General features: G+C 62.4%; 23 protein-coding genes. 6 read left to right on the top strand and 17 right to left on the bottom strand.

Annotated features, from left to right (window positions below):
• Nucleotides 1-22: 22 nt before the first annotated feature.
• The 11 genes from pqqE to pedF all read right to left on the bottom strand — a co-directional run bounded on the left by pqqE (nt 23) and on the right by pedF (nt 10,358).
• A complete protein-coding gene (gene pqqE / locus AB4O40_RS04590) occupies nt 23-1,165 on the bottom strand; it encodes a pyrroloquinoline quinone biosynthesis protein PqqE (RefSeq protein ID WP_460055812.1) in 1,143 nt (380 codons plus the stop codon).
• Entirely contained in the window at nt 1,143-1,415 is a 273-nt protein-coding gene (pqqD, locus tag AB4O40_RS04595; protein ID WP_056727783.1) for a pyrroloquinoline quinone biosynthesis peptide chaperone PqqD, read from the bottom strand. The genes pqqE and pqqD overlap by 23 nt, the downstream gene beginning before the upstream one ends.
• Nucleotides 1,412-2,164: a pyrroloquinoline-quinone synthase PqqC gene (pqqC, locus tag AB4O40_RS04600; RefSeq protein ID WP_056727785.1), complete on the bottom strand. Its 753-nt coding sequence runs from the start codon at nt 2,162-2,164 to the stop codon at nt 1,412-1,414. Before pqqC ends, pqqD begins: the two co-directional genes overlap by 4 nt.
• 143 nt (nt 2,165-2,307) lie before the next feature.
• Nucleotides 2,308-3,222 carry a pyrroloquinoline quinone biosynthesis protein PqqB gene (pqqB, locus tag AB4O40_RS04605; RefSeq protein ID WP_223542600.1) on the bottom strand — a complete coding sequence of 305 codons (915 nt, stop codon included), beginning with the start codon at nt 3,220-3,222 and terminating at the stop codon, nt 2,308-2,310.
• A 55-nt stretch (nt 3,223-3,277) separates the two neighbouring features.
• Nucleotides 3,278-3,349: a pyrroloquinoline quinone precursor peptide PqqA gene (pqqA, locus tag AB4O40_RS04610; RefSeq protein ID WP_003253598.1), complete on the bottom strand. Its 72-nt coding sequence runs from the start codon at nt 3,347-3,349 to the stop codon at nt 3,278-3,280.
• Between the two features lie 181 nt (nt 3,350-3,530).
• Nucleotides 3,531-5,051: an acetaldehyde dehydrogenase ExaC gene (gene exaC / locus AB4O40_RS04615; RefSeq protein WP_223542601.1), complete on the bottom strand. Its 1,521-nt coding sequence runs from the start codon at nt 5,049-5,051 to the stop codon at nt 3,531-3,533.
• Nucleotides 5,052-5,312: 261 nt separating this feature from the next.
• The gene (locus tag AB4O40_RS04620; protein ID WP_056727790.1) at nt 5,313-7,088 is read right to left on the bottom strand and encodes a PQQ-dependent methanol/ethanol family dehydrogenase; all 1,776 of its coding nucleotides are present in this window, start codon (nt 7,086-7,088) and stop codon (nt 5,313-5,315) included.
• A 187-nt stretch (nt 7,089-7,275) separates the two neighbouring features.
• Nucleotides 7,276-8,214 (bottom strand): quinoprotein relay system zinc metallohydrolase 1, encoded by a 939-nt coding sequence (locus AB4O40_RS04625; RefSeq protein ID WP_223542639.1) that lies wholly within the window; start codon nt 8,212-8,214, stop codon nt 7,276-7,278.
• Between the two features lie 31 nt (nt 8,215-8,245).
• Nucleotides 8,246-9,007: a quinoprotein dehydrogenase-associated SoxYZ-like carrier gene (locus AB4O40_RS04630; RefSeq protein WP_056727794.1), complete on the bottom strand. Its 762-nt coding sequence runs from the start codon at nt 9,005-9,007 to the stop codon at nt 8,246-8,248.
• Between the two features lie 10 nt (nt 9,008-9,017).
• Complete coding sequence (locus AB4O40_RS04635; RefSeq protein WP_223542602.1) at nt 9,018-9,893, bottom strand: substrate-binding periplasmic protein; 876 nt, start codon at nt 9,891-9,893, stop codon at nt 9,018-9,020.
• 3 nt (nt 9,894-9,896) lie between these two features.
• On the bottom strand, nt 9,897-10,358 hold the full coding sequence (gene pedF / locus AB4O40_RS04640; protein ID WP_056727798.1) for a cytochrome c-550 PedF: 462 nt from the start codon (nt 10,356-10,358) through the stop codon (nt 9,897-9,899).
• Between the two features lie 210 nt (nt 10,359-10,568).
• Here pedF and AB4O40_RS04645 point away from each other — a divergent pair, with 210 nt between their 5' ends.
• From AB4O40_RS04645 to AB4O40_RS04670, 6 genes are all read left to right on the top strand, one after another.
• On the top strand, nt 10,569-11,753 hold the full coding sequence (locus tag AB4O40_RS04645) for an ABC transporter substrate-binding protein (protein WP_223542603.1): 1,185 nt from the start codon (nt 10,569-10,571) through the stop codon (nt 11,751-11,753).
• A 30-nt stretch (nt 11,754-11,783) separates the two neighbouring features.
• Nucleotides 11,784-12,743 (top strand): YVTN family beta-propeller repeat protein, encoded by a 960-nt coding sequence (locus tag AB4O40_RS04650; protein WP_223542604.1) that lies wholly within the window; start codon nt 11,784-11,786, stop codon nt 12,741-12,743.
• Complete coding sequence (locus AB4O40_RS04655) at nt 12,740-13,471, top strand: ABC transporter ATP-binding protein (protein ID WP_460154673.1); 732 nt, start codon at nt 12,740-12,742, stop codon at nt 13,469-13,471. The genes AB4O40_RS04650 and AB4O40_RS04655 overlap by 4 nt, the downstream gene beginning before the upstream one ends.
• Nucleotides 13,468-14,259 carry an ABC transporter permease gene (locus AB4O40_RS04660; RefSeq protein WP_056727804.1) on the top strand — a complete coding sequence of 264 codons (792 nt, stop codon included), beginning with the start codon at nt 13,468-13,470 and terminating at the stop codon, nt 14,257-14,259. Before AB4O40_RS04655 ends, AB4O40_RS04660 begins: the two co-directional genes overlap by 4 nt.
• A 136-nt stretch (nt 14,260-14,395) precedes the next feature.
• On the top strand, nt 14,396-14,953 hold the full coding sequence (locus AB4O40_RS04665; RefSeq protein ID WP_460055803.1) for a PQQ-dependent catabolism-associated CXXCW motif protein: 558 nt from the start codon (nt 14,396-14,398) through the stop codon (nt 14,951-14,953).
• 56 nt (nt 14,954-15,009) lie between these two features.
• Entirely contained in the window at nt 15,010-15,675 is a 666-nt protein-coding gene (locus AB4O40_RS04670) for a response regulator transcription factor (RefSeq protein ID WP_007976602.1), read from the top strand.
• A 141-nt stretch (nt 15,676-15,816) separates the two neighbouring features.
• Here AB4O40_RS04670 and nahK read toward each other — a convergent pair whose 3' ends face one another.
• The 6 genes from nahK to AB4O40_RS04700 form a co-directional block, all read right to left on the bottom strand.
• Nucleotides 15,817-18,450 carry a hybrid sensor histidine kinase/response regulator NahK/ErcS' gene (nahK, locus tag AB4O40_RS04675; RefSeq protein WP_460055800.1) on the bottom strand — a complete coding sequence of 878 codons (2,634 nt, stop codon included), beginning with the start codon at nt 18,448-18,450 and terminating at the stop codon, nt 15,817-15,819.
• Nucleotides 18,380-19,537 (bottom strand): nitric oxide-sensing protein NosP, encoded by a 1,158-nt coding sequence (gene nosP, locus AB4O40_RS04680; RefSeq protein ID WP_223542605.1) that lies wholly within the window; start codon nt 19,535-19,537, stop codon nt 18,380-18,382. The genes nahK and nosP overlap by 71 nt, the downstream gene beginning before the upstream one ends.
• Nucleotides 19,538-19,691: 154 nt before the next feature.
• A complete protein-coding gene (locus AB4O40_RS04685) occupies nt 19,692-20,876 on the bottom strand; it encodes a porin (protein ID WP_223542606.1) in 1,185 nt (394 codons plus the stop codon).
• Nucleotides 20,877-21,084: 208 nt separating this feature from the next.
• The gene (locus tag AB4O40_RS04690; RefSeq protein WP_056727814.1) at nt 21,085-21,891 is read right to left on the bottom strand and encodes a sulfite exporter TauE/SafE family protein; all 807 of its coding nucleotides are present in this window, start codon (nt 21,889-21,891) and stop codon (nt 21,085-21,087) included.
• 9 nt (nt 21,892-21,900) lie between these two features.
• Entirely contained in the window at nt 21,901-23,145 is a 1,245-nt protein-coding gene (locus AB4O40_RS04695; RefSeq protein WP_056727816.1) for an FAD/NAD(P)-binding oxidoreductase, read from the bottom strand.
• 182 nt (nt 23,146-23,327) lie between these two features.
• A complete protein-coding gene (locus tag AB4O40_RS04700) occupies nt 23,328-23,669 on the bottom strand; it encodes an ArsR/SmtB family transcription factor (RefSeq protein ID WP_056727818.1) in 342 nt (113 codons plus the stop codon).
• Between the last annotated feature and the right edge of the window lie 60 nt (nt 23,670-23,729).

Below are 23,729 nucleotides of genomic sequence, written 5' to 3' on the forward strand. Positions count from 1 at the left end.
CAGGGGATCTGCGGCGCTAGAACTATCCGCGATAGATCAGCTGCGAAGCCTTCGCATTACGCAACGTGAGGTGTTCGATCCCCAACCCCGGTGCCTGCGCTTCCTCCCGGGCCTTGAGGATCACGCCGTGGTGCGCAGACTTGCTGCACACCGGGTCGGCATTGCTGGCATCACCCGTCAGCATGAAAGCCTGGCAGCGACACCCGCCCAGGTCCTTGTGCTTTTCATCGCAGGAGCGGCATGGCTCCTTCATCCAGTCATCGCCGCGAAAACGATTGAAGCCGAACGAGTCGTTCCAGATGTGCGAGAGGCTGTGCTCGCGCACATTGGGAAACTGCACCGGTAACTGCCGGGCGCTGTGACAAGGCAAGGCCGTGCCGTCGGGAGTGATGTCGAGAAACAGGTTGGCCCAGCCGTTCATGCAGGTCTTGGGACGCTCTTCGTAGTAGTCCGGGGTGACGAAGATCAGCTTGCACGGGTGGCCCTGGGCTTCAAGGCGTTGGCGGTACTCGTTGGTGATGCGCTCGGCACGCTGCAATTGCTCGCGGGTGGGCAACAGGCCGACGCGATTCAGTTCGGCCCAGCCATAGAACTGGCAGGTGGCCAATTCGACGAAGTCCGCTTCCAGCTCCAGGCACAGTTCGATGATCTGCGCGATCCGGTCGATGTTGTGCCGATGGGTGACGAAGTTCAGCACCATCGGATAACCCTGGGCTTTCACCGCACGGGCCATGGCGAGTTTCTGGGCGAAGGCCTTGCGCGAACCGGCGAGCATGTTGTTCACCGCCTCGTCGGCGGCCTGGAAGCTGATCTGGATATGGTCCAGCCCGGCCACCTTGAAGTCATGCACCTTCTGCTCGGTCAGGCCGATGCCGGAGGTGATCAGGTTGGTGTAGTAGCCCATGTCCCGGGCGGCCTTGATCAGTTCGGCGAGGTCCTGGCGTACCAGCGGCTCGCCACCGGAAAAGCCCAATTGCGCGGCGCCCATGTCCCGCGCTTCACGGAATACACGAATCCATTCCTCCGTGCTCAGTTCCTCGCCGTGCCGGGCAAAATCCAGCGGGTTGGAGCAATAGGGGCACTGCAGCGGACAGCGGTAGGTCAGCTCGGCGAGCAGCCACAACGGCGGTCCGGGCAGCGTCTCACTCGATCCAGAATTGCGCATGGGCCACCTCCAGAAACGCCAGCACGTCTTCGTCGATCCCCGGTACGCCGGGAAAATTCGCGCTCAATCGCTCGATGATCGCCGCCACGCTGCGCTGGCCATCCACCAGGTCGAGAATCTGTCCGGCACTGGCATTGAGCTTGATCATGCCTTCGGGGTACAGCAGCACGTGGCAGTCCTGACGGGGCTCCCATTGCAGACGAAAACCGCGACGCAAGGCCGGTGACTGTTGGCGATTGATCAGGCTCACAGGGCGATCCCCCGGTGCCAGACTTTGTTATCGGTAACCGTGTGATACGGCGGGCGCGCAAGCTCGTAGGCCATGCTCATCGCATCGAGCATGCTCCACAGCACGTCGAGCTTGAATTGCAGAATCTGCAGCATGCGTTGTTGCCCCTCGGCCGTCACGTAGTGCGCCAGGGTGACGCGCAAGCCATGCTCGACATCGCGCCGCGCCTGGCTCAGGCGCGTGCGGAAATAGTCGTAGCCAGCAGCGTCGATCCATGGGTAGTGGGTCGGCCAGGCGTCGAGTCGCGACTGATGGATCTGGGGGGCAAAGAGTTCGGTCAGCGAACTGCTGGCCGCTTCCTGCCAGCACGCGCGACGGGCGAAATTGACGTAGGCGTCCACCGCGAAACGCACGCCGGGCAGCACCCGTTCCTGGGAGAGGATCTGCTCGCGATCCAGCCCCACCGCTTCGCCCAGGCGTAGCCAGGCTTCGATGCCGCCCTCGCTGCCGGGGACACCATCGTGGTCGAGGATCCGTTGCAGCCATTCCCGGCGCACGTCGCGGTCCGGGCAGTTGGCGAGAATCGCGGCGTCCTTCAGGGGGATGTTGATCTGATAGTAGAAGCGATTGGCGACCCAGCCCTGGATCTGCTCGCGGCTGGCGCGGCCGGCGTACATGGCTTGGTGGAAGGGATGGTGGATGTGGTAGTAGGCGCCCTTGGCGCGCAGGGCGGCTTCGAATTCTGTGGGGGACATGGGGGTGTCAGTCATTTTGTTCTCCGGGAATTTTTGCGGTGCCCGCGCTGGCCCTATCGCGAGCAAGCTCGCTCCCACAGGTGTTCGGTGGGAACACAAATTTCATGTACTGCAGAAATCCATTGTGGGAGCGGGCTTGCTCGCGAAGGTGTCAGTCGCTACAGCACGATATCCATGCCGTCATAAGCCACTTCGATCCCCCGCCGCTCCAGCAGCGCCCGCTCGGCCGAGTCTTCATCGAGAATGGGATTGGTGTTGTTGATGTGGATCAGCACCTTGCGCTGGCGGTTGAACCCCTCCAGCACTTCAAGCATCCCGCCGGGGCCGCTTTGCGGGAGGTGCCCCATTTCGCTGCCCAGGCTCTGGCCGACTTCGCAAATACGCATCTCGTCGTCGCGCCACATTGTGCCGTCCAGCAGCAGGCAATCGGCGCGCTGCATCCAGCCCAGCACTTCATCGTCGATTCGACCAAGGCCCGGGGCATAGAACAGCGATGCGCCGTTGCGCAGGTCTTCAATGAACAAGCCAATGGTGTCGCCCGGTTGCGGATTGCCGCGATTGGGCGAATACGGCGGCGCGTTGCTCACCAGGGGAACCGCGCGAAATTGCAGATGCCCGCAGGCCGCGATGCTGAATGGCTGGCGATCGAGGCCGACCGGTTGCCAGTGCAATCCGCCGTTCCAGTGTCCGAGCATGTTGAACAACGGGAAACCGCTGCTCAGGTCCTGGTGCACGCGCTCGGTGCACCACACGTCATGCGGGCAACCTTCACGCAGGCTGAGCAAACCGGTGCAATGGTCAATCTGGCTGTCCAGCAGCACGATGCCGGCGATGGCGCTGTCACGCAGGCGCCGCGCCGGTTGCAACGGCGCAAAACTCTCGAATTGCGCGCGAATGTCCGGTGACGCGTTACACAGCACCCACTCGACACCGTCGTCACTCAGGGCAATCGACGACTGCGTACGGCGCTGTGCCCGCAGGCTGCCATTGCGCACCCCGGCGCACTGGCGGCAGTTGCAATTCCACTGGGGGAAACCACCGCCAGCGGCGGAACCGAGAACGCGGATGTGCATGGCGGATGCTCCAGAAGGCAGGCCCGGCCAACGCATCGGCTGGCCGGGTGATCAATCAACGGTTGGCGAAATACATCGTCACTTCGAAGCCAATGCGCAGATCGGTAAACGCGGGTTTAGTCCACATGGGTCATTCCTCTTCTTGTGCCCGGGTGATTCCGGTAGAGCCATTAATGCACGGGGCAACGGGTGCCCGAATGCTACTTTCGAAGGAGTTGGCGGGGTGATTTGGTAGGGGGTGTTGCACAAATTCTGTACACACCAAAAACCAAGCTCGCTCCCACAGGTTTTTCAGTGTTCTTGAGGAATCAGAAGAACCCCAGCGGATTGATGTCGTAGCTCACCAGCAGGTTTTTGGTCTGCTGATAGTGGTCAAGCATCATCTTGTGGTTTTCCCGACCGACGCCGGACTTCTTGTAGCCACCGAACGCCGCGTGCGCCGGGTACAGGTGGTAGCAGTTGGTCCACACGCGCCCGGCCTTGATCGCCCGGCCCATGCGGTAGGCGCGGTTGATGTCGCGGGTCCACAGGCCGGCACCGAGGCCGAACTCGCTGTCGTTGGCAATGGCCAGGGCTTCGGCTTCGTCCTTGAAGGTGGTGATCCCCACCACCGGGCCGAAGATTTCTTCCTGGAACACACGCATCTTGTTGTGACCCTTGAGCAGGGTCGGCTGGATGTAGTAACCGCTGGACAGGTCGCCCTCCAGACGTTCGGCCGCGCCGCCGGTGAGCAGCTCGGCGCCCTCCTCCTGGGCAATGGTCAGGTACGAGAGAATCTTGTCGTATTGCTGCTCGGACGCCTGGGCGCCGACCATGGTCTCGGTGTCCAGCGGGTTACCACGCTTGATCTTGACGATTTTCTTCATCACCTCGGCCATGAACGGCTCGTAGATCGACTCCTGGACCAGCGCCCGGGACGGGCAGGTGCAGACTTCGCCCTGGTTGAAGAACGCCAGCACCAGGCCTTCGGCGGCTTTTTCGATGAACTCGGGTTCCGCGCTCATGATGTCTTCGAAGAAAATGTTCGGCGACTTGCCGCCCAGCTCGACGGTGCTCGGGATGATGTTCTCGGCGGCGCAATGCATGATGTGCGCGCCCACCGGGGTCGAGCCGGTGAAGGCGATCTTGGCGATGCGCTTGCTGGTGGCCAGGGCCTCGCCGGCTTCGCGACCGAAGCCCTGGACGATGTTCAGCACGCCCGCCGGCAGCAGGTCGGCGATCAGCTCGGCGAAGACCATGATCGAAAGCGGTGTTTGCTCGGCAGGCTTGAGCACGATGCAGTTGCCGGCGGCCAGGGCCGGGGCGAGTTTCCAGGCGGCCATCAGCAGCGGGAAGTTCCACGGAATGATCTGCCCGACCACGCCCAGGGGTTCATGGAAGTGATAGGCCGTGGTCAGCTCGTTGATCTCCGCAGCCCCGCCTTCCTGGGCGCGGATGCAGCCGGCGAAGTAACGGAAGTGGTCGGCCGCCAGCGGCACGTCGGCGTTCAGGGTTTCGCGCACGGCCTTGCCGTTATCCCAGGTTTCGGTGACGGCCAGCACTTCCAGGTTCTGCTCGATGCGGTCGGCGATTTTCAGCAGCACCAGGGAGCGGTCCTGGGCCGAGGTTTTGCCCCAGGCGTCGGCAGCGGCATGGGCAGCGTCGAGAGCCTTGTCGATGTCGGCGGCGCTGGAGCGCGGGAATTCGGCGATCACTTCACCGTTGACCGGCGAGGTGTTGGTGAAGTACTCGCCATTGATCGGGGCAACAAACTCGCCACCGATGAAGTTGCCGTAGCGCGGCTTGAAGGTAATGACGGCGCCTGGGGTTCCGGGTTGTGCGTAGATCATGGTGGGCCTCTGTCTGGGTCGATGCCTGTCGTACTGACAGGCGATGAACCGATACTAGAGAGCCCCGCGTGCCAGACGAATGCATCGTTGGCAGGAGGGGCTCTCGTTATTTGGTCGTAGATTTCACACAAAACACTGTGGGAGCGAGCTTGCTCCGGGCGGCGTTCCGACGATGAGGCCAGCACATTCGCCATTGATGTCGACTGTCAGACCGCTATCGCGAGCAAGCTCGCTCCCACAGGTTATGTGGTGGTCCTGACGTTAATGCTTGGCGACAAGGTCCTTGGGCAACTTGAAGGTCCAGAGCATGCCGCCCTGGTTGAAGTCCTTCACCCGCTTGGCCACTTCACCGCCCCACAGCGGTACCGCGCCGCCCCAGCCGGAGAGCACCGAGACGTACTGTTCGCCGTCCATTTCCCAGGTCACGGGCGAGCCGAGCACGCCGGAACCGGTCTGGAATTCCCAGACCTTTTCGCCGGTCTTGGCGTTGAACGCCTGCAGGAAGCCTTCAGGCGTGCCGGTAAACACCAGATTGCCCTTGGTGGTCAGCACCCCGCCCCACAGCGGTGCGTAGTTCTTGTGGCGCCAGACTTCCTTGCCGGTTTTCGGATCGATGGCCCGCAACACGCCGATGTAGTCTTCGTTCAACGGTTTGATGGTGAAGCCGGCGCCGAGGAACGCCGCGCCTTTCTTGTAGGCGATGCCTTCGTTCCAGATGTCCATGCCCCACTCGTTGGACGGCACATAGAACAGCCCAGTGTCTTGGTTGTAGGCCATCGGCATCCAGTTTTTCGCGCCGAGGAACGCCGGTGCCACGAAGACCGAACTGCCCTTGACTTCCGAGCCTGGGGCACCGGGACGGCTGGCCTCGTTGTAGATCGGCCGGCCGTTCTTATCCAGGCCGGTGGCCCAGGTGATCTTGTCCACGAACGGGAAGCCGCGGATGAATTTGCCGTTGGTACGATCCAGCACGTAGAAGAAGCCGTTACGGTCGGCAGTGGCCGCCGCCTTGATCTCCTTGCCGCCTTCGCTGTAGTTGAACGACACCAGCTCGTTCACGCCGTCGTAGTCCCAACCGTCGTGGGGCGTGCTCTGGAAGTGCCACTTGATGGTGCCATCGTCCGGGTTGAGCGCCAGGCGCGATGAGGAGTAGAGGTTGTCTCCAGGGCGCAGGTGCGAGTTCCACGGTGCCGGGTTGCCGGTACCGAACAGCAGCAGGTTGGTTTCCGGGTCGTAATAGCCGCCCAGCCACGGGGCCGCGCCGCCGGTTTTCCAGAGATCGCCCGGCCAGGTCTTGCCTGCCTCGCCGCCGGAGATGCCGTTTTCCACCGCTTTGCCGTCCTTGTAGACGTAGCCCATATGGCCTTCGACCGTCGGCCGGGTCCACAGCAGATCACCGTTTTTCGGGTCGTAGGCCTCGATCTTGCCCACCACGCCAAACTCGCCACCGGCCACGCCGGTAATCAGCTTGCCGTTGATCACCAGCGGCGCGGCACTGATCGAGTAGCCTTCCTTGTGGTCGGCGACTTTCTTGCTCCACACCACCTTGCCGGTGTCCTTGTTCAGCGCCACGAGCTTGGCGTCGAGGGTGCCGAAAATCACCAGGTCACCATACAGCGCGACGCCGCGGTTGATCACGTCGCAACAAGGACGGATGTCATCGGGCAGGCGTGCATCGTATTGCCAGAGTTTCTTGCCGGTGCGCGCATCCACGGCGAACACCCGGGAATAGGAACCGGTCATGTACATCACGCCGTCCTTGACCATCGGCTGCGCTTGCTGGCCACGTTGTTTTTCACCGCCGAAGGAAAACGCCCACACCGGGCGCAGCTCCTTGACGTTGTCGACGTTGAGAATATCCAGCGGGCTGTAGCGCTGCCCTTGAACGCCGAGTCCGTTGGTCACGACTTGTTCCGGGTTCTTCGGGTCCTGGAGAATGTCCTGGTCGGAAACCCCGGCCAATGCCTGGCCGGACAACAGCATGGCACTGAGCAGCAGGCTCAAGACGAAGGGCTGGCGACGTGCGGGTTGGGTCATGACGGCTTCCTCTGCGGATTTTTGTTATGTCCGGAAAATTTTCCCGGTCTGGTGCAGATTCTTGAGCGCCGCCGCCCTGGCAACAATTGCCCGCAATGAGGAGATTGCTAGTTCCTTGGTACAGGGTGGGGGGTGATGAGCCGCGGATTTTGTGCCCGATGAAAGTCCCCCAGGGGTCTGTGTTTGCTCACTTTTGCGCGTTGGAATCCACCCGCGTCATCCGCCCACGCTCGTAGCGCGGGTACAGATGACTGACGCTGCGGATCAGTTCGTAGCGGCTCAGGTTGATCCCGGCGAAACGTTCGGGGACGGGGCTGCGGATCATCTCGGCCATGTCGCTGCCATTGGCGGCGCCGTCGCGCATCAGTTGATCGAGCCAGGTCAGGTAATCGCGCATTTGCTCGAAGGGTTGTGGGTCGCTCGCTACCGGGCCATGGCCCGGCACAACCTGCGTCCAGGGCAAGCCTTGCAGGGTCGCGATGTCCGCCAGCCACACTGCCAGCCCTGGACTGTTGGGTGTGGTCAGCGCCCGTTGATAAAACACCAGGTCCCCGGCAAACAACACGCCGGTTCGCTGGTCGAGAATAGCCAGATCCGCGCCCGTATGCCCACCCAGGCTCAGCAGACGCAGATCGTGATTCCCAAAACTTTTCACGCCGGGTGTCAGCACCTGGGTAGGCATCACCACTTCGGTGCCACGCATCCAGTCGCCGACCATCCGGTACATATTCTCGGCCATGGCATCGCCTTGCCGGTGCAACAGCTCGGTGGTGCCGGCCAAGGCGCCGATCGGCACGTCGCTGAAGGCTTGGTTGCCCAGCACATGGTCCGGGTGATGATGGGTCAGCAAGACCTCGATCACTGGCTTGTCGGTGGTGGTGGCAATGGCCTTGCGCATCGCTTCGCCGTAGCGCTTCGACGGACCGGTATCGATCACCACCACACCCCGGTCAGTGACGATGAACGCGGTGTTGACGATGTTGCCGCCGTTGGCCTTGGCAAAATTATCGGTGCTGCCTTCCAGCAGCCAGGTGTCCCGGGCGATCTGCCGGGGCTTGAGTGAGTACTCGAGATCGGCCAGGGCCGGCAGACTGACGCTCAGCACCATCAACAGGATCCAGCGCATGCCACGCTCCTTGAGGTCACGCTCCTTGGGGTCAGAGGATCGACGCATTGAACTCATTGCCACTGTTGTCCCGTATTAACAGGCGCGTTTGCCCTGCTCCTTCGATGTCGAAGGCCAGGTTGGGGTTTTCGCTGACTGCGGGAAACAGCTCCAGCCGGGCCAGCACCTGCTCGTTGTGGTCGCGCAACTCGACATGGTTGATGAAGAACTCCGGAATGCCGCTGACCATGCCATTGTCCATGGGATGGGCCACCTGCAACCGCAAACGGCTGAATTCGCCCCGGGGGTAACGGCCGCCGAACACTTCGCCGATGTGCTCTTCCCAGCCTGGTTGCGTGCGCACCACGCTCGGCGCGGTGCAGCCGCCACCCGCCGCATCAATCAGGGTCGAGCCGACATGCCACACGCCGTCGCGGGTCAACACCGCCGCGCGCAAGGGGGTGGCCTGTTCGATGCGAATGCGCAACGACAGCCAAGGCAAAACCGAATCAAGCGGCTGGAAGTCGACGATTTTCGGCAACGGGTTCAGCTCTGCCCAGGCGAGGATTTTCACCACCTCGCCCTTGAACGCCCGGGCGTCGATTTCCAGCGGCACCTGCCGGGCATCTTCGGCAAACGGCGGCGCCAGCAACTTGACCCGCTCATCGAAAACGAACGGCGCATTACCGAGGAACTGCTGCTGATAGAAATTCCACATCACCGATGGCACCGGGTCCTTACCGGGATCGATAGCGCCAGCTTGTGCCGCCAGGCTTAACCAGCAGGCCAACAGACAACTCCCTCGCCATTTCATCGCCTGCTCCTTATTGATACATCTCGGGCACGTCGTATTGCAGGCCGTAATGGCCGTAGATGGTCTTCACCGAACCCTCGCGGATCAGGCCTTCGAGCGCCTCTTCCACGGCATAGGCCAGTTGCCGGTTACTTTCGTGCACCGCCATGCCGATTTCCCAAAGTTGCTTGCCCATGTTCGGGTAGGCGTTCTCAGCCAGTGCCACTTGCGGGTCGGCCGCTTCATGGACCTGCCAGTCGATTTCGCCGCGCATGGCCATCACCGCGTCGACCTCGCCGGCCTTCATCCCGGCAAACGCCTGGGGCACGCCGGGATAGTGATGGGTCTTGCCAGCGAGCATGCCGTTGAACACCGACGTCAGGTAGAACGACGGCACGCTGTCGACTTCGACACCAATCGGGTGATGCTCGAACACCGCGACGCTGGCGACCTTGTCCAGCCGCCGGCGGTCATAGGCCACCTGCCATTGTTCGTTCTGGTACGGACCGAACATCACCACTTGGCCGTTGACCAGTTCGCCGAACTCGTTGCGCTTCTGCGCGTAGTCACGGTCGTAGGGCACGCGCATCATCAGGTCGGCCAGTTGCTGGTTGTGCAAGGCACTGGCACGCCAGATGTAATCGCGCAGGTCGTCGTCGAGCTTTTCCCCGGCCGGTGCCCAGATCAGTGTCAGGCGCACGCCGAGCGCCTTGGCCAGGGCCTCGGCGAGCTCGACATCGACACCCTGGGGCTTTCCGGCGCGTTCAAAGCTGTAGGGGGCGAAGTCCTTGTAGACCGCCACCTTAAGCTCCCCGGCGGCGATCATTTCGTCGTAGTTGCGAACCTGCGCCTGCGCCGCCTGGCAGCACAGCCACAGAGCGCCGATCAACACCGCGAGCAGGCGCATGGGTCACTCCTCGACGTGCACAGTGTCCAGATAAGTGCGCACTGCCCACAGGGCTTCCTGACTCAGGTAGTCGGCCATCTTCGGCATGTACACCCGACCGTCGCGCACCGCGCCATGGCGCACCCGTTCGGCGAACCATTCATCGCCCGACTCACCGACATCAAGCATGCGCAAGTCGGGGGCGATACCGCCGGACTTGGCTTCCAGGCCATGACAGGCCGCGCAGTTCTGGGTGTACGCAGAAGCACCGATTTCCACTGCTTTGTCATGTTCCGGGGCGGTGCGATACGGGTTCACCGCGGCCCAGCCATCGGCATCGAGTTGCACACCGGCGTCCTTGATCGGGGTCAGCCCCGGGGTGGCCACGGCCTGTGGCACCACGTTGCCGTGGGCCCAGACGGAACCTGCACTGATCAAACTGGCCAATAGCCCGGTCACGAGCAAGGCGTTGCGTCTTGTTGTCATTGTTATGCCCTCTGGATTGCACGCAAAACCTCTTGGCAGAGGCTATGGCAGCCATCTTAGAAACGGTATCGCACTCACCCCATGCTGCTTTGGTGGTCGCCACCTAGTCCCTTGGTAGTAAGGCGCTGGATGGACACCACCGGTACTTTCTGCATATTTCCTCAGCTTCACGGGCTACCTAAGCTGGCGCTACCTGTAATGGAGTGCCCTATGCGCCCGCTCATCCCTTACGCCCTGATCTACCTGCTGGCGATTGCCTGCGCCGCCGGTCTGGCCACCCAGAGCCAGGCCAGCGAAGCGCCCTTGCAGGTGCGGATCGGCTACCTGGGTTATCGCCCCGACCCCGGGCCGTTGCTGTCCAACGTCATCCCCGAGCCCACCGATGCCGGGCTGCGCGGCGCCGAACTGGCGATCACCGACAGCAACAGCACCGGGCGTTTTCTCAACCACGGCTACAACCTGGTCAGCGCCAATGTCGACAGCCCCGAGGCCTTGCTCGAAGCGGCAAAGGCGCAGCATGAACAAGGCCTGCGCCTGTTTGTGGTGAATGCCCCCGCGACCAGCCTGCGCCAATTGAGTGCAGCACTGCCCGACAGTCTGCTGTTCAACGCCGGTAGCCCCGATGACAGCCTGCGCACCACCGATTGCCTGGCGAACGTGCTGCATACCTTGCCGAGCCGGGCGATGCTCGCCGATGCGCTGGCGCAGTTTCTGGTGCTGCGCAAATGGCAGCGGGCGCTGCTGATCGTCGGCCCGACGCCCGACGATCAAGCCTATGCCGCCGCCCTGCGCCGCGGTGCCAAGCGCTTTGGCTTGCAACTGGTGGCGGAAAAACTCTGGAGCTTCGATAACGACCAACGCCGCAGCGCCCAGGCGGACATGCCGCTGTTCACCCAGACCGCCGAGTACGACGTGGTACTGGTGGCCGATGAACGCGGCGACTTCGGAGAATACGTGCCCTACCAGACCTGGTACCCGCGCCCGGTCGCCGGCACCCAGGGCCTGACCCCGGTGGGCTGGCACAAGACCGTGGAAACCTACGGCGCCGCGCAGCTGCAAAAACGCTTCGAAGCCCTGACCGGGCGCTGGATGAATGACCGTGATTTCGCGGCATGGATGGCCGTGCGCAGTATCGCCAGCGCCGTGAGCAAACTGCGCCAGGCCGAGCCGAGGGCGATCCGTACGCTGGAAATCAGCGACCAGTTGCCCCTCGACGGCTTCAAGGGCCGCAAGCTCAGCTATCGGCCGTGGAACGGCCAGTTGCGCCAGCCGATTCCCATCGTCCAGCCACGGGCGCTGGTCAGCACCTCACCCCAGGACGGCTTTCTGCACCCCTTCAACGAGATGGACAGCCTGGGCTACGACAAACCCGAGGTCAGCTGCCGTTTTCCCTGATCCGATAATCACAACAACAAGGAATCCGCCATGCGCCGCACCCTGCTCTCTTGCATCATGCTGCTCGCCGCTGGCCATGCCGTTGCCAGCACTGCCTGGGTCTCCAACGAAAAGGACAACAGCCTGAGCCTGATCGACCTGCAGACCCTGCAAGTCACCGACACCCTGCCCGTCGGCCAGCGCCCCCGCGGCCTGCTGCTGTCCCATGACAACAAACTGCTGTACATCTGCGCCAGCGACTCGGACCGGGTCCAGGTGATGGACGTGGCCACGCGCAAGATCATCAAGGAACTGCCCTCGGGCAAAGACCCCGAGCAATTCGCCCTGCATCCGAATAATCGCTGGTTGTACGTCTCCAACGAGGACGATGCGCTGGTCACGGTGATCGACACCGAGACGTCCAAGGTGCTCGGCCAGATCAACGTCGGTGTCGAACCCGAAGGCATGGCCGTCAGCCCTGACGGCAAGTGGGCGGTCAACACCAGCGAAACCACCAACATGCTGCACTGGATCGACACCAGCACCCAGACCCTGGCCGACAGCACCCTGGTCGACCAGCGCCCGCGCTTCGTCGAGTTCTCCCCCGATGGCGCCCAGCTCTGGGCCTCGGCGGAAATCGGCGGCACCGTGACCATTCTCGATGTGGCCAGCCGCACCGTGCTCAAGACCCTGAACTTCCAGATCAAGGGCGTGCACCCGGACAAGGTCCAGCCGGTCGGCATCAAGCTCAGCGCCGATGGCAAGTACGGCTTCGTCGCACTGGGCCCGGCCAATCATGTGGCGGTGATCGATGCCAAGGCCTTCGAGATTCTCGATTACCTGCTGGTGGGTCGACGAGTCTGGCAGATGGCATTCACCCCGGATCAGAAGCAACTGCTGGCCACCAACGGCGTCAGCGGCGATGTCTCGGTGATCGATGTCGACAGCCTCAAGGTCAGCAAATCGGTGAAAGTCGGACGCTACCCTTGGGGCGTAGTGGTGACGCCATGAACGCCCTTGAAGTCAGCGACCTGAGTTTCGCCTACGGCGCCCGAGAGGCCTTGCGCAAGGTGAGTTTCAGCCTGGAACCCGGGCGTTTCGCCGCGCTGTTGGGTCCCAATGGCGCGGGCAAGTCGACCCTGATTGCCCTACTCACCCGGCTCTATGATCTGCAGCACGGCGAGATCCGCGTCGGTGGCAATTCATTGCGCAGCGCGGCACGCCCGGCACTCAAGCAGTTGGGTGTAGTGTTCCAGCAAAGCACCCTGGACCTGGACCTCAGCGTCGAGCAAAACCTGCGTTATCACGCCGCATTGCATGGCCTGTCCCGGCGCCAGACCGACCTTCGGGTCGACGCCGAACTGGCCCGTCAGACCCTGACCGATCGCCGTCGCGAACGGGTGCGCGAACTCAATGGCGGCCATCGTCGCCGGGTGGAAATTGCCCGTGCCCTGTTGCATGAGCCGCGCCTGTTGCTGCTCGATGAAGCCAGTGTCGGCCTCGACCCGGCGAGTCGCCTGGCACTCAACCAGCACATCCGCAGCCTGTGTCGCGAGGAGCGCATCAGCGTGCTCTGGACCACCCACCTGCTCGACGAAGTGCAGCCCGGGGATGACTTGCTGATCCTGCATCAAGGCCGGCTGGTGGCCAGTGGGCAGGCCGATGCCCTGAGCCTGGAACACGGTGGTGACCTCGGTTCGGCCTTCACCCGCCTGACAACATCGGGAGTTGCCCAATGAACGCTTACTGGCAATGCTTTAGCGGCATCGTGCTGCGCGAGTGGCTGCGCTTTGTGCTGCAACGCACGCGGTTTCTCAGCGCCCTGGTGCGGCCGCTGCTGTGGCTACTGGTGTTCGCCGCCGGTTTTCGCGCAGCGCTGGGGATCGCGATCATCGAGCCCTACGACACCTACATCCCGTACGAGGTCTACATTATTCCCGGCCTGGCCTGCATGATCCTGCTGTTCAACGGCATGCAGGGATCACTGTCGATGGTCTACGACCGCGAGATGGGCAGCATGCGGGTGCTGCTGACCAGTCCCCTGCCCCGCACCTTTCTGCTGTGCAGCAAACTGTTGGCCACGTCGCTGATTTCGCTGTTGCAGGTGTATGCCTTCCTGGCGATTGCCTGGGTCTACGGCGTGCAGCCACCGGCCATGGGCCTGTTGCTGGCGTTGCCGGCCCTGCTGCTGGTGGCGTTGATGCTCAGCGCCTTGGGCCTGTTGCTGTCGAATGCGATCCGCCAGCTGGAGAACTTTGCCGGGGTGATGAATTTCGTGATCTTCCCGCTGTTTTTCCTGTCATCGGCGCTGTATCCGCTGTGGAAGATGCGCGAGGCCAGCGAGTGGCTGTATTGGCTGTGCGCGGTGAATCCCTTTACCCATGCGGTGGAACTGGTGCGTTTTGCCCTGTATGAACGCTTCAATCCGCTGGCGCTGGCGGTGTGCGTGGGCCTGACGCTGCTGTTCGCCCTGCTCGCCGTGCTGACCTTCAACCCGCAGCATGCTGCCTTGCGCAAAGCCAGCTAACACCACAATCCCCGGTGGGGGATCTTCATTGAACAGGGAGAATTACTACTTTAGTACTGGTTTACCTGTCTATCGTCGCATTCCCAACGCCCCCCGACTGGCATGTAATAGGTCCATAACTATAAGGACCGAACCCATGCCACGTGCCCGACGTTGCCTGTTGCGCCCTACTCTCGCCGCCCTGTCGCTGGGCCTGCTGCTGAGCACCGCGCAGGCCGACACAGCGCTGTTCTCCGCCGAGGGTTATCGCATCGGCCTGTACCGCAGCCCGACGCCCGACCAACTGCAAGGCGCAACCATCGTCGATACCCTCACCCTGCAAACCCTGCTCGGCCAAACCCCACGCCCACTGCTGATCGACGTCTACCGCCGTCAGTGGCTGCAAGGGCAATTCATCGAAGACCAGCCCCATGAAAACCTGCCCGGCAGCCATTGGCTGGCCAATACCGGGGATGGCGACCTGACGCCGCAATGGCAGGACTACTTCGCCGGCAACCTGCAAAAGCTGACCGCCGGCGACCCGACCCAACCGCTGGTCTTCTATTGCCGCTCCGACTGCTGGTTGAGCTGGAATGCGGTCAAGCGCGCAGCCACCATGGGCTATAAGACTCTGTATTGGTATCGCGATGGCCTGGACGCCTGGCAAGCGGCCAACCTGCCGGTTTCGCCTGCCCGGCCCGAACCCTTTCCCTGAGCTTTACGCGTGCGTGTTGTTGCCACACCATAATCAAAATAATGAGGTGAAAGGCCATGTACAAAATCCTGATTGCCGACGATCACCCGCTGTTTCGTGAAGCCATTCACAACGTCATCAGCGACGGTTTTGCCGGCAGCGAAGTGATGGAAACCGCCGACCTGGACAGCGCCCTGGCCCTGACCCAGGAACACGACGACCTGGACCTGATCCTGCTCGACCTGAACATGCCCGGCATGCACGGGCTCAATGGCCTGATCAACCTGCGCAACGAAGCGCCGACCATTCCGGTGGTGATTGTTTCCGCCGAGCAGGACAAACAGATCGTGCTGCAAGCCATCACCTACGGCGCGGTGGGTTTCATCACCAAATCGTCACCCCGCGCCCAGATGACCGATGCGATCCAGCAGATTCTCAATGGCAATGTCTACCTGCCCCCGGACATCATCCGCACCGCCAAAAGCAGCACCCACCGGCGGATGAACGACACCCCGAGCTTCCCGCCCGAACTGCTCCAGGCCCTGACCCGCAAGCAACTGCAAGTGCTGGAGCGCATGACCAAGGGCGAATCGAACAAGCAGATCGCCTACACCCTGGAAATCGCCGAGACCACGGTCAAGGCCCACGTCTCGGCAATCCTGCGCAAGCTCAACGTGCACAACCGGGTGCAGGCGATCCTGAGTGCCGGGGATATTGATTTCGGGTCTTATCTGCGGCGTTGAGTCAGCCAGGCCGCGGCGCCCCCTTCGCGAGCAAGCCCGCTCCCACACTGGACCTGCGTCGTACACAAAATCTGTGTTTGATGAAGATCAAATGTGGGAGCGGGCTTGCTCGCGAAGAGGCCAGCACCGACACCCAGAAAATCAAGGCCTGCCGAGCAAATGACTCATCGCCGTCTTCAGTTTCATCGGCCGCACCGGCTTGTGCATCAGGGTGTGGCCCAGCTCGCGGATCTGCTGCTTGAGCTCATTGCTGTAGTTGGCCGTGATCATCATCGCCGGGATCGGTGAGGCACGACGGGCATTGATCCGGGCCACTGCATCGACACCGTTCTGATCGTTATCCAGGTGATAGTCGGCGATCAGCAAGTCGGCTTCGGCGCGGTAGTTGTCCACTTGCCGTGCCAGGTCCTCCTCCGACAGCGCCGTCACCACCCGACACCCCCACCCCTCCAGCAAGGTGCGCATGCCGGCACAGATGGTCGCGTCATTGTCCAGCACCCATATCCTGGCACCCCGCAGGCGCTCAAGCATCGGCTCGCTCATCTGCAGCGTCGGCGGCGGTGTCGGCGCGGTGGCGCTCAAGGGTACTTCGACCGAGAACATCGAACCCCGGCCCGGCCACGAGCGCACATGAATGGGATGCCCGAGGATGCCGGCAATTTTCTCGACGATCGCCAGGCCCAGGCCCAGTCCGCGATCCTGATCCGGTCGCTGCACATCGCCGCGCTTGAATTCCTGGAAAATCTCCTCCAGGCGATGCTCGGCAATGCCCATGCCGCTGTCCCAGACTTCGATCGTCAGGCACTGATGATGCCGCCGGCAACCGAGCACCACGCGACCACTGTAGGTATAGCGAATCGCGTTGCTCAGCAGGTTGCGCAGAATCCGCGCCAGCAACTGGATGTCGCTGCGCACCAGCGCCGAACAGCCGATGAAGTGCAATTGCAGGCCTTCACTGCGCGCCACCTGGGTGTATTCGGCGGCCAGGTTGTCCAGCAGTTCACTGAGGGCAAACGGCGCGACGTCGGCCTTGATCACCCCCGCATCGAGCTTGGAAATATCCACCAGGGTGCCGAGCAGGTTCTCCACGTCTTCCAGGGAATTACTCACGTTGCGTACCAGAATCTCGCTGGACATCGGCTCTCGGCGTTCCAGCAAGGCACTGGTGAACAATCGCGCCGCATTCAGCGGTTGCAGCAGGTCGTGGCTGACGGCGGCGAGGAACTTGGTTTTCGACAGGTTGGCTTGCTCGGCTTCCTGCTTGGCTTCGCGCAAGCGTGACTCGACCAGGCGCCGCTCATCGATCTCGCGCAGCAACTGGTCGTTGAGGGTGGTCAACTCCGCCGTGCGCTCGCGTACCCGCAGCTCAAGGTTCTGATACGCCTGATGCAGCGCCTCGGCGGTGCGGCGGCGTTCGGTGATGTCGCGGATCAGCACGAAAATCCCCACCACCTCGCCACTGGCCAGACGGTTGGGCACATAGGAGCGCAGCATGTAGCGCTCCTGGTTGTTGACGTTGGTTTCGGCGAACTCGAAGGTCACGCTCTCGCCGGCCAGTGCCCTGGCCACATAGGACTCCAGGCGCTGGTAATGCTGTTCGCTGTGCACTTCACGCAGGCTCTGGCCGAGCATCACGCCGCGGGGCCAGCAGTACCACTCCTCGTAGACCTTGTTGGTGAACTCGTAGACCAGGTCGGCATTGAGGTAGGCAATCAATGCCGGTACGTGATCGGTGATCAGGCGGATCCAGTGTTCGCTTTCACTCAGCGCTTCGGCGTGCTGGTAGCGCTCGGTAATGTCGGTGAAGGTGTTGACGAAACCGCCGGTGGGCAACGGATGGGTGCGGATTTCCAGGACCCGGCCATCGTACAGGCGCTGCTCGCATTCGCGGACCGGTCGCCCGTTGCCGTCGCGACTGGCAGGGGTCAGCAGGTTCAACTCGCTGTCGGCGATCACTTCGGCAAAAGGGCGATGGGCCGCCACCGGCGCCAGGCCGCTCAATTCCAGGAAGCGCCGGTTCCACAATTCCAGGATGCCCTCGGCGCTGACCATCGCCACCCCTTGGGACAGGTTGTCGACCGCCCGTTGCAACAGGTGCGACTTCTGCGCCACCGCCTGCTCGCGGCGCATGGTTTCGCTGAGTTTGACGTCGGTAATGTCGGTGAACAGAATCACCCGCCCCCCTTCCTGGGTCGGCCGCTCGCTGACTTGCAGCCAACGCCCGTTCTGCAGACGGTAAAGCAGGTTTTCGTCGGCGTGCCCGCGAGGCTCTTCGGTGAACAGGGCGTTGTTCATCATCAGCCGCTTGACCTCGGTCAGGCGCATGCCGGCATTGATCCGCACCCGGCTGTTGCTCCAGAACGCCTTGAAGCGACTGTTGAACAGCACGATGCGCTGGTCGGCGTCGAACAGCACGAAGGCGTCGGAAATGCTTTCGATGGCATCGATCAGGTGTTGATGCGCCGTTTCCGCGCGCAGGCGGGCTTCACTGAGCAGATGATTACCGGCCTTGAGTTCGGCCATGGCCTGGTTCAGGGCATCGGTGCGTTCACGCACTTGCTCGGCCAGCACCACCGAATGCTGGAATGCCGCGTACGGATCGTTGCCGCGAGTCCCCCCGGACTCGACCCGTTCGATCAGCGCGCCATTGATGCGCTGCAGTTTATGGTTTTCCAGGCGCAGCCCGGCCAGTTCGGCCTGCAGCTCAGCGATGTCCCGGGGCACGGCCGCGGGCAATGGCAACGCCGGTGAAGGTCTGGTTGATGTGCATGCCATTGAACTGTTCTCCGTAGGTGTTGAAACCCATCACCCGTTGCTCACGCAAAAACGCGCCGATCTGATCAAGACTGCCGTCGTCTTCGAGTTCCAGACGCCGCAGGAAACAGTCGCAACCGATGGTCAGCAGCAAATCGCCCAGACGCTCCTGCAACCCCTCGAACAGGCTCTGCAGGTTCGGCAGCATCGGCCCCGGGGTCATGGCGGTGAGGACGATGCCGTTTTCCACGGCGCAGTAGAAACTCAGGCTCAGGTCCGGATGCACCTGCTGGATGGCCCGCACGTAGTACTGCTGGTTGATCCGCACCGCCAACGGGTGCGCGGCGAAAACCCGGTGATCGAGCTGCGCCACCGGCACGCCGATGTGCCGGGCGTACTCCTCGGCAGCCGGCTCGGCATTGAGTTCGAAGACCCGGCGCAAGGCGCTGTCGGCCCCGGTGACCACCAGCTTCTCGGCGCGGGGCAGCACGTGGTGGGTGGTGAACACTTCGAAATCCAGCCAGGTATTGACCAGCACCACCACGGCCGCGCCGCTGTGGAACTCGCCATCGAAGTACACATGGGTATGGGTCAGGTAGTTGTCGTCGCCGGCCGAACCGCCGAAATGCGGAATGTCGCCCAGTGCCGCGCTCAAGGCCGCCAGGACCATTTCCTCGCGGCTGGACAGGCCATCGAGCAGGGTCAGGGCAAAGCTGTTGCCCTTGATCGGCGCCAGGGTGTTGCTGCGACAGCCACTGACCAGGCGCTCGACCATTTGCTGGGCGTCGATCAGGCTGAAGTGCTCCATCTGGTCGATCAGCTCGATCGCAATGGAAAAGTGCCGGTGATCGAAACCCACCGCCGTCACGCAATTGCGCCCGTAGCCCAGGGGGGTGATTTCCCCGGCGCTGGTGCAGCCCACCAGGCGAATACCGCCGAAGCTTTGCTGCAAGGCCTGGCCCAGCGCCTGCAAGTCGTACTCGGCGGAACAGAAGAACAGCACGAACCCCAGGTGCGGATGCAACAACTGTCGTGCCAGTTCCTGCGCCACCTGCCGGGCATCGGCGGCCTGGGACATTGCACTGATGACGCCTTCGCTCTGCTGCATCCTTACCTCCCGCAGGTGCGTGTGTATGAGGCACGAGTGTACGAAGTCCGTGGGGTGCGACGAATGCTACTTGGGTAGCGGGTAGCCGCTTCGATGGGATGAGACGGTTGGCGACCCTCGCCGCGATGCGCACGGCCAGGGCCACCTCCCGGGGTTACCAGGTCAGCACCGCACCCACGGCAAAGGTGTCGGTGTCTTCGTTCTGCTCGTCGGTGTCGTGGCCGTTGATTTCGAACTGGTTGTACTCGGCCACCAGCTTGAGGTTGTCGTTCACGTCATGGAACAACGCGATGCCGCGGGTCTCGTAGTCCGCGCCGCTGCCGACCACGCCGTTGCCATCGTCATTGGTCTTGCCGTAGGACAAGGCCAGGCGGTTCTTGCCCAGTTTGTAGGAGCCCTGCATCAGGTAGCCGTCGCTGTCGACGTTGCGCAGGGTCGGCTCGCCGGCATTGTTGGTGAAAAACGGGTTGATGCCCTTGGCCTGGAAACCGGACCCGGTGAGGGACAAGCCGCCCATCTTCGCCTGCACGCCATAACCGACACCCTTGGAGGTGACGGTATCGACCGTGGAATCGGTGTTGTCCGAGGTCTGGTAGCTGCCGTTGACCCAGCTGTAGATTTTGGCACCGGCCAGGTCGAACTGATAGGTGACTTCACTCTCGGTACGCGGGTTTTCCTGGTAGGCCTTGCCCGTCGGGCTGCTGTCGTTGGTGTCCACCGGGTCCATGATGCCGACCGCCACGCGCAGACCGTCCATTACCGGGGTGCGATAGGTGATCTGCGAGGTCGGGAACGGATACGGGTAACCGGTGCCGATGTTGCCGAACGACACCCCGCCGCCATCCACCAGCCCCAACGTATCGCTGACCTGACCATAACCGGCAAGCATTTCGTCGAGCAGGATGTTGGAACGGGCGAACAGGCCGAAGTCCTTGCCGATCAGCACTTCGCCCCATTCCGGGTTGGCCACGGTGCCGAAGAACTGCCGCACATCGATGGCGGTGTCGGTGCCGTTGGTTTCGCTGTCGTTGATGGTGACCCAGAACGAGGCACGAGCACCGAGCTTGAGGTCGTCTACCTGCTTGCCCATGTTGAACCCCAGGTAGTTGGGCAAAAAGCCCATCTTGACCCGCGCCTGTCGACGGTCGAACTGATCGCCGGCGCGGTCGACATCGCTGTTCACGTAGAAGGCGTTGATGTAGCCGTCGGTGGAGAACGTGGTCTGGTCCTTGTCGTACAGCATGATGTCTGCCTCGGCCACCTGGCTCAGGCCAAGGGCAGACAGGCTGGCGATAAAGGCAGGCAGAAAACGATGCGTGACGTTCTTATTGTTGTGCATGGCGCGCTCCGAAACGGGGACTGAGTGTCGGAGGCGATTATCGAAACCTGACGAGCGGCGCCATACGCTGCCTTGGGGCTGGTTTGCAGCTGCTTTGGATGGGCCGGCGGTGCGTGAGCACCATGGCGTAAGACCGCCGGTCGGCGAGGCTCGCCACTTAGGATGTAGGCCTGTGGACCCCGGTGGCGTCCACAGGAACCGGTACCGGCTAGGCGTTGGCCCGAAACAGCATGTAGGCGGCGACCACGACGCAGATGCTGGCGAAACCGACTTGCAACGCCCGCGCCGGCACCCGGGCGCAGAGCTTGCGGCCGATGATCATGCCAACGATGCTGGAGACGATGAAGGCGATGCCCAAACCATCGATGCGCACCCCGGCATGGAAGGCGCCGATCACGCCGATCGCCGAAATCAGGCTGATCACCATCAGCGACGTGGCAACGATCCCGCGCATCTGCACATCGGTCAGTTGCTTGAAGGCCGGGACGATCAGAAAACCACCGCCCACCCCCAGCAATCCCGAGACCACGCCAGTCACGGCCCCGAGCGCGGCGAGGGTCGCGGTGCATTTGGCGGTCCAGGAAAAGCGCCCGGTCTGTTGATCGAGCATGCAGTTCTTTTGGCCCCAGTTGGCCTGACCGTGATCGCTGGGGCCCGCATCCTTGCGCTCGCGGCGCAACATCCGCCCGGCCACAACGACCATCAGCAGGCTGAACAGGATCATCAGGATTTTTTCCGGCAACTGATGGGCAAAGTAGATGCCCACCGGCGAAAACACCGCACCGAGCGCGGCGATCAGCAGCGCCGCGCGATAACGCACCAGGCCATGGCGCAAGCCGTCGATGGCGCCGACCGCTGCCGCACTGCCCACCGCGAACAACGCCACCGGAGCGGCCTGGGTCATGCTCCAGCCCAGTCCCAACACCAGGGCCGGGACCGCAAGGATACCGCCGCCGGCGCCAGTCAAGCCGAGCACCAACCCCATCACTACACCAAACAGACTTGCCAGCAACATAGGGAGTTCTCAGTCCACCTTGGACACACGTGTCAGCCACTCGCGGCCCTTGAGCATGCCGTTCCAGTAGAACCACGGCAGCAGTGTCGCCTTCAGCCACCACGCCGAGCAGCGCGGTATCGTCGGGTCAAGGGGAAAGGTCGGCAGCAACTTGCCCGCGTACCCGAACTCGGCAAGGATCACCTTGCCCTTCTCCACCGTCAGCGGACAGGAGCCATAGCCGTCGTACTTCAGCGGCAGCGGCTGTTGCTTGCGCCAGGCCAACAGGTTTTCGGCCACCACCACGATCTGCTTGCGCGCCGCCGCGGCGGTTTTTGCATTGGTGGTGCCGCAGATATCACCCAGGGCGAAGACGCCGGGGTAACACGGATGCTGCAGGCTGTGGGGATCGACCTCACACCAGCCGGCGGCGTCGGCCAACGGGCTGCGGGCGACAAAATCCGGGGCCACCTGAGGCGGAACGACATGCAGCAGGTCAAAGGTCTTTGCCTGGCGGGTGACACTGCCATCGGCATCCCTGACGTCGAACCACGCGGTTTTCGCCGGGCCGTCGACCTTGACCAGATTCGAGTTGAACGCCAACCGGGCTTTGTACTTCTCGATGTATTTCATCAGCGGCGGGACAAAGGTCGGCACTCCGAACAGCGCCGCGCCGGCAAGATTGAACTCGACCTCGATGTTGTTCAGCACACCGGTCTTGTTCCAGTGATCGCAGGACAGGTACAGCGCCTTTTGTGGCGCGCCGGCACACTTGATCGGCATGCCCGGCTGGGTGAACAGCACCTTGCCGCCGCGCAATTTCCGCACCTGGTCCCAGGTGTAGGTCGCGTGGCGATAGCTGTAATTGGAGGTCACACCATGCTGGCCGAGGGTGTCCTCCAGGCCTTCGATTTTCTCCCAGGCCAGGCGCAGGCCGGGGCAGACCACCAGGTTTTGATAGCTGACCGTGCGCCCGTCACCGAGGGTGAGTTGGCACTTGTCGGGATCGATGCCCGTCACGGCAGCCTGCAGCCAATGGGCCCCGCGTGGCATCACCGACGCCATCGGCCGCACGGTGTTTTCCACGTTGTAGGCACCGCCGCCGACCAGCGTCCAGGCCGGTTGATAGTAGTGCCGGGAGTCGGGTTCGATCACGGTGATGTTCAGCTGCGGGCTACGCTTGAGCAGGCTGGCGACCAGGCCGATGCCTGCGGTGCCGCCGCCGATGACCACGATATCTGCACTGATGGATGGGCCCCAGTGTTGATCGTTCATTGCTTGTTCCTTTTGCTGCACGCAAGGATTTTTCTAGTCAATACACAAAACCAATGTGGGAGCGGCGGTGCGACGATTCGACTTGCTCGCGAAAGCATTGTGTCAGTAGACATAAACATTGGCTGACACACCGCCTTCGCGAGCAAGCCCGCTCCCACAGGGTTATGTTGAGTTGGCTGGCATCAGGGCTGAACCCAGCTTTTAAACACCGCCCCACAATAAAGCCCGGAGAGGGTTTTCATCACCTGGATCACTTCGTGGCTGGCGAGACCGTAAAAAATGTACTTGCCTTCACGACGGGTCGCGACCAGTCCTTCATCGCGCAGGATCCCCAATTGCTGGGACAGGGTCGGTTGGCGTACGCCGGTCATTTTTTCCAGTTCGCCTACGTTGCGTTCGCCCTGGGTCAGCTGGCACAGGATCAACAGGCGATCCTCATTGGCCAGGGCCTTGAGCAGCGCACAGGCCTTGGAGGCCGATGCGCGCAGTTGGGCGACTTCACATTCGGTCAGACTGGATTGCATTTGCAGGATGCCTTCAACGTCACTTAAGCTGCGAACATTATGTCTTTACATAAAGTGTTG

The sequence above is a fragment of the Pseudomonas sp. S2_F07 genome (assembly GCF_054668325.1).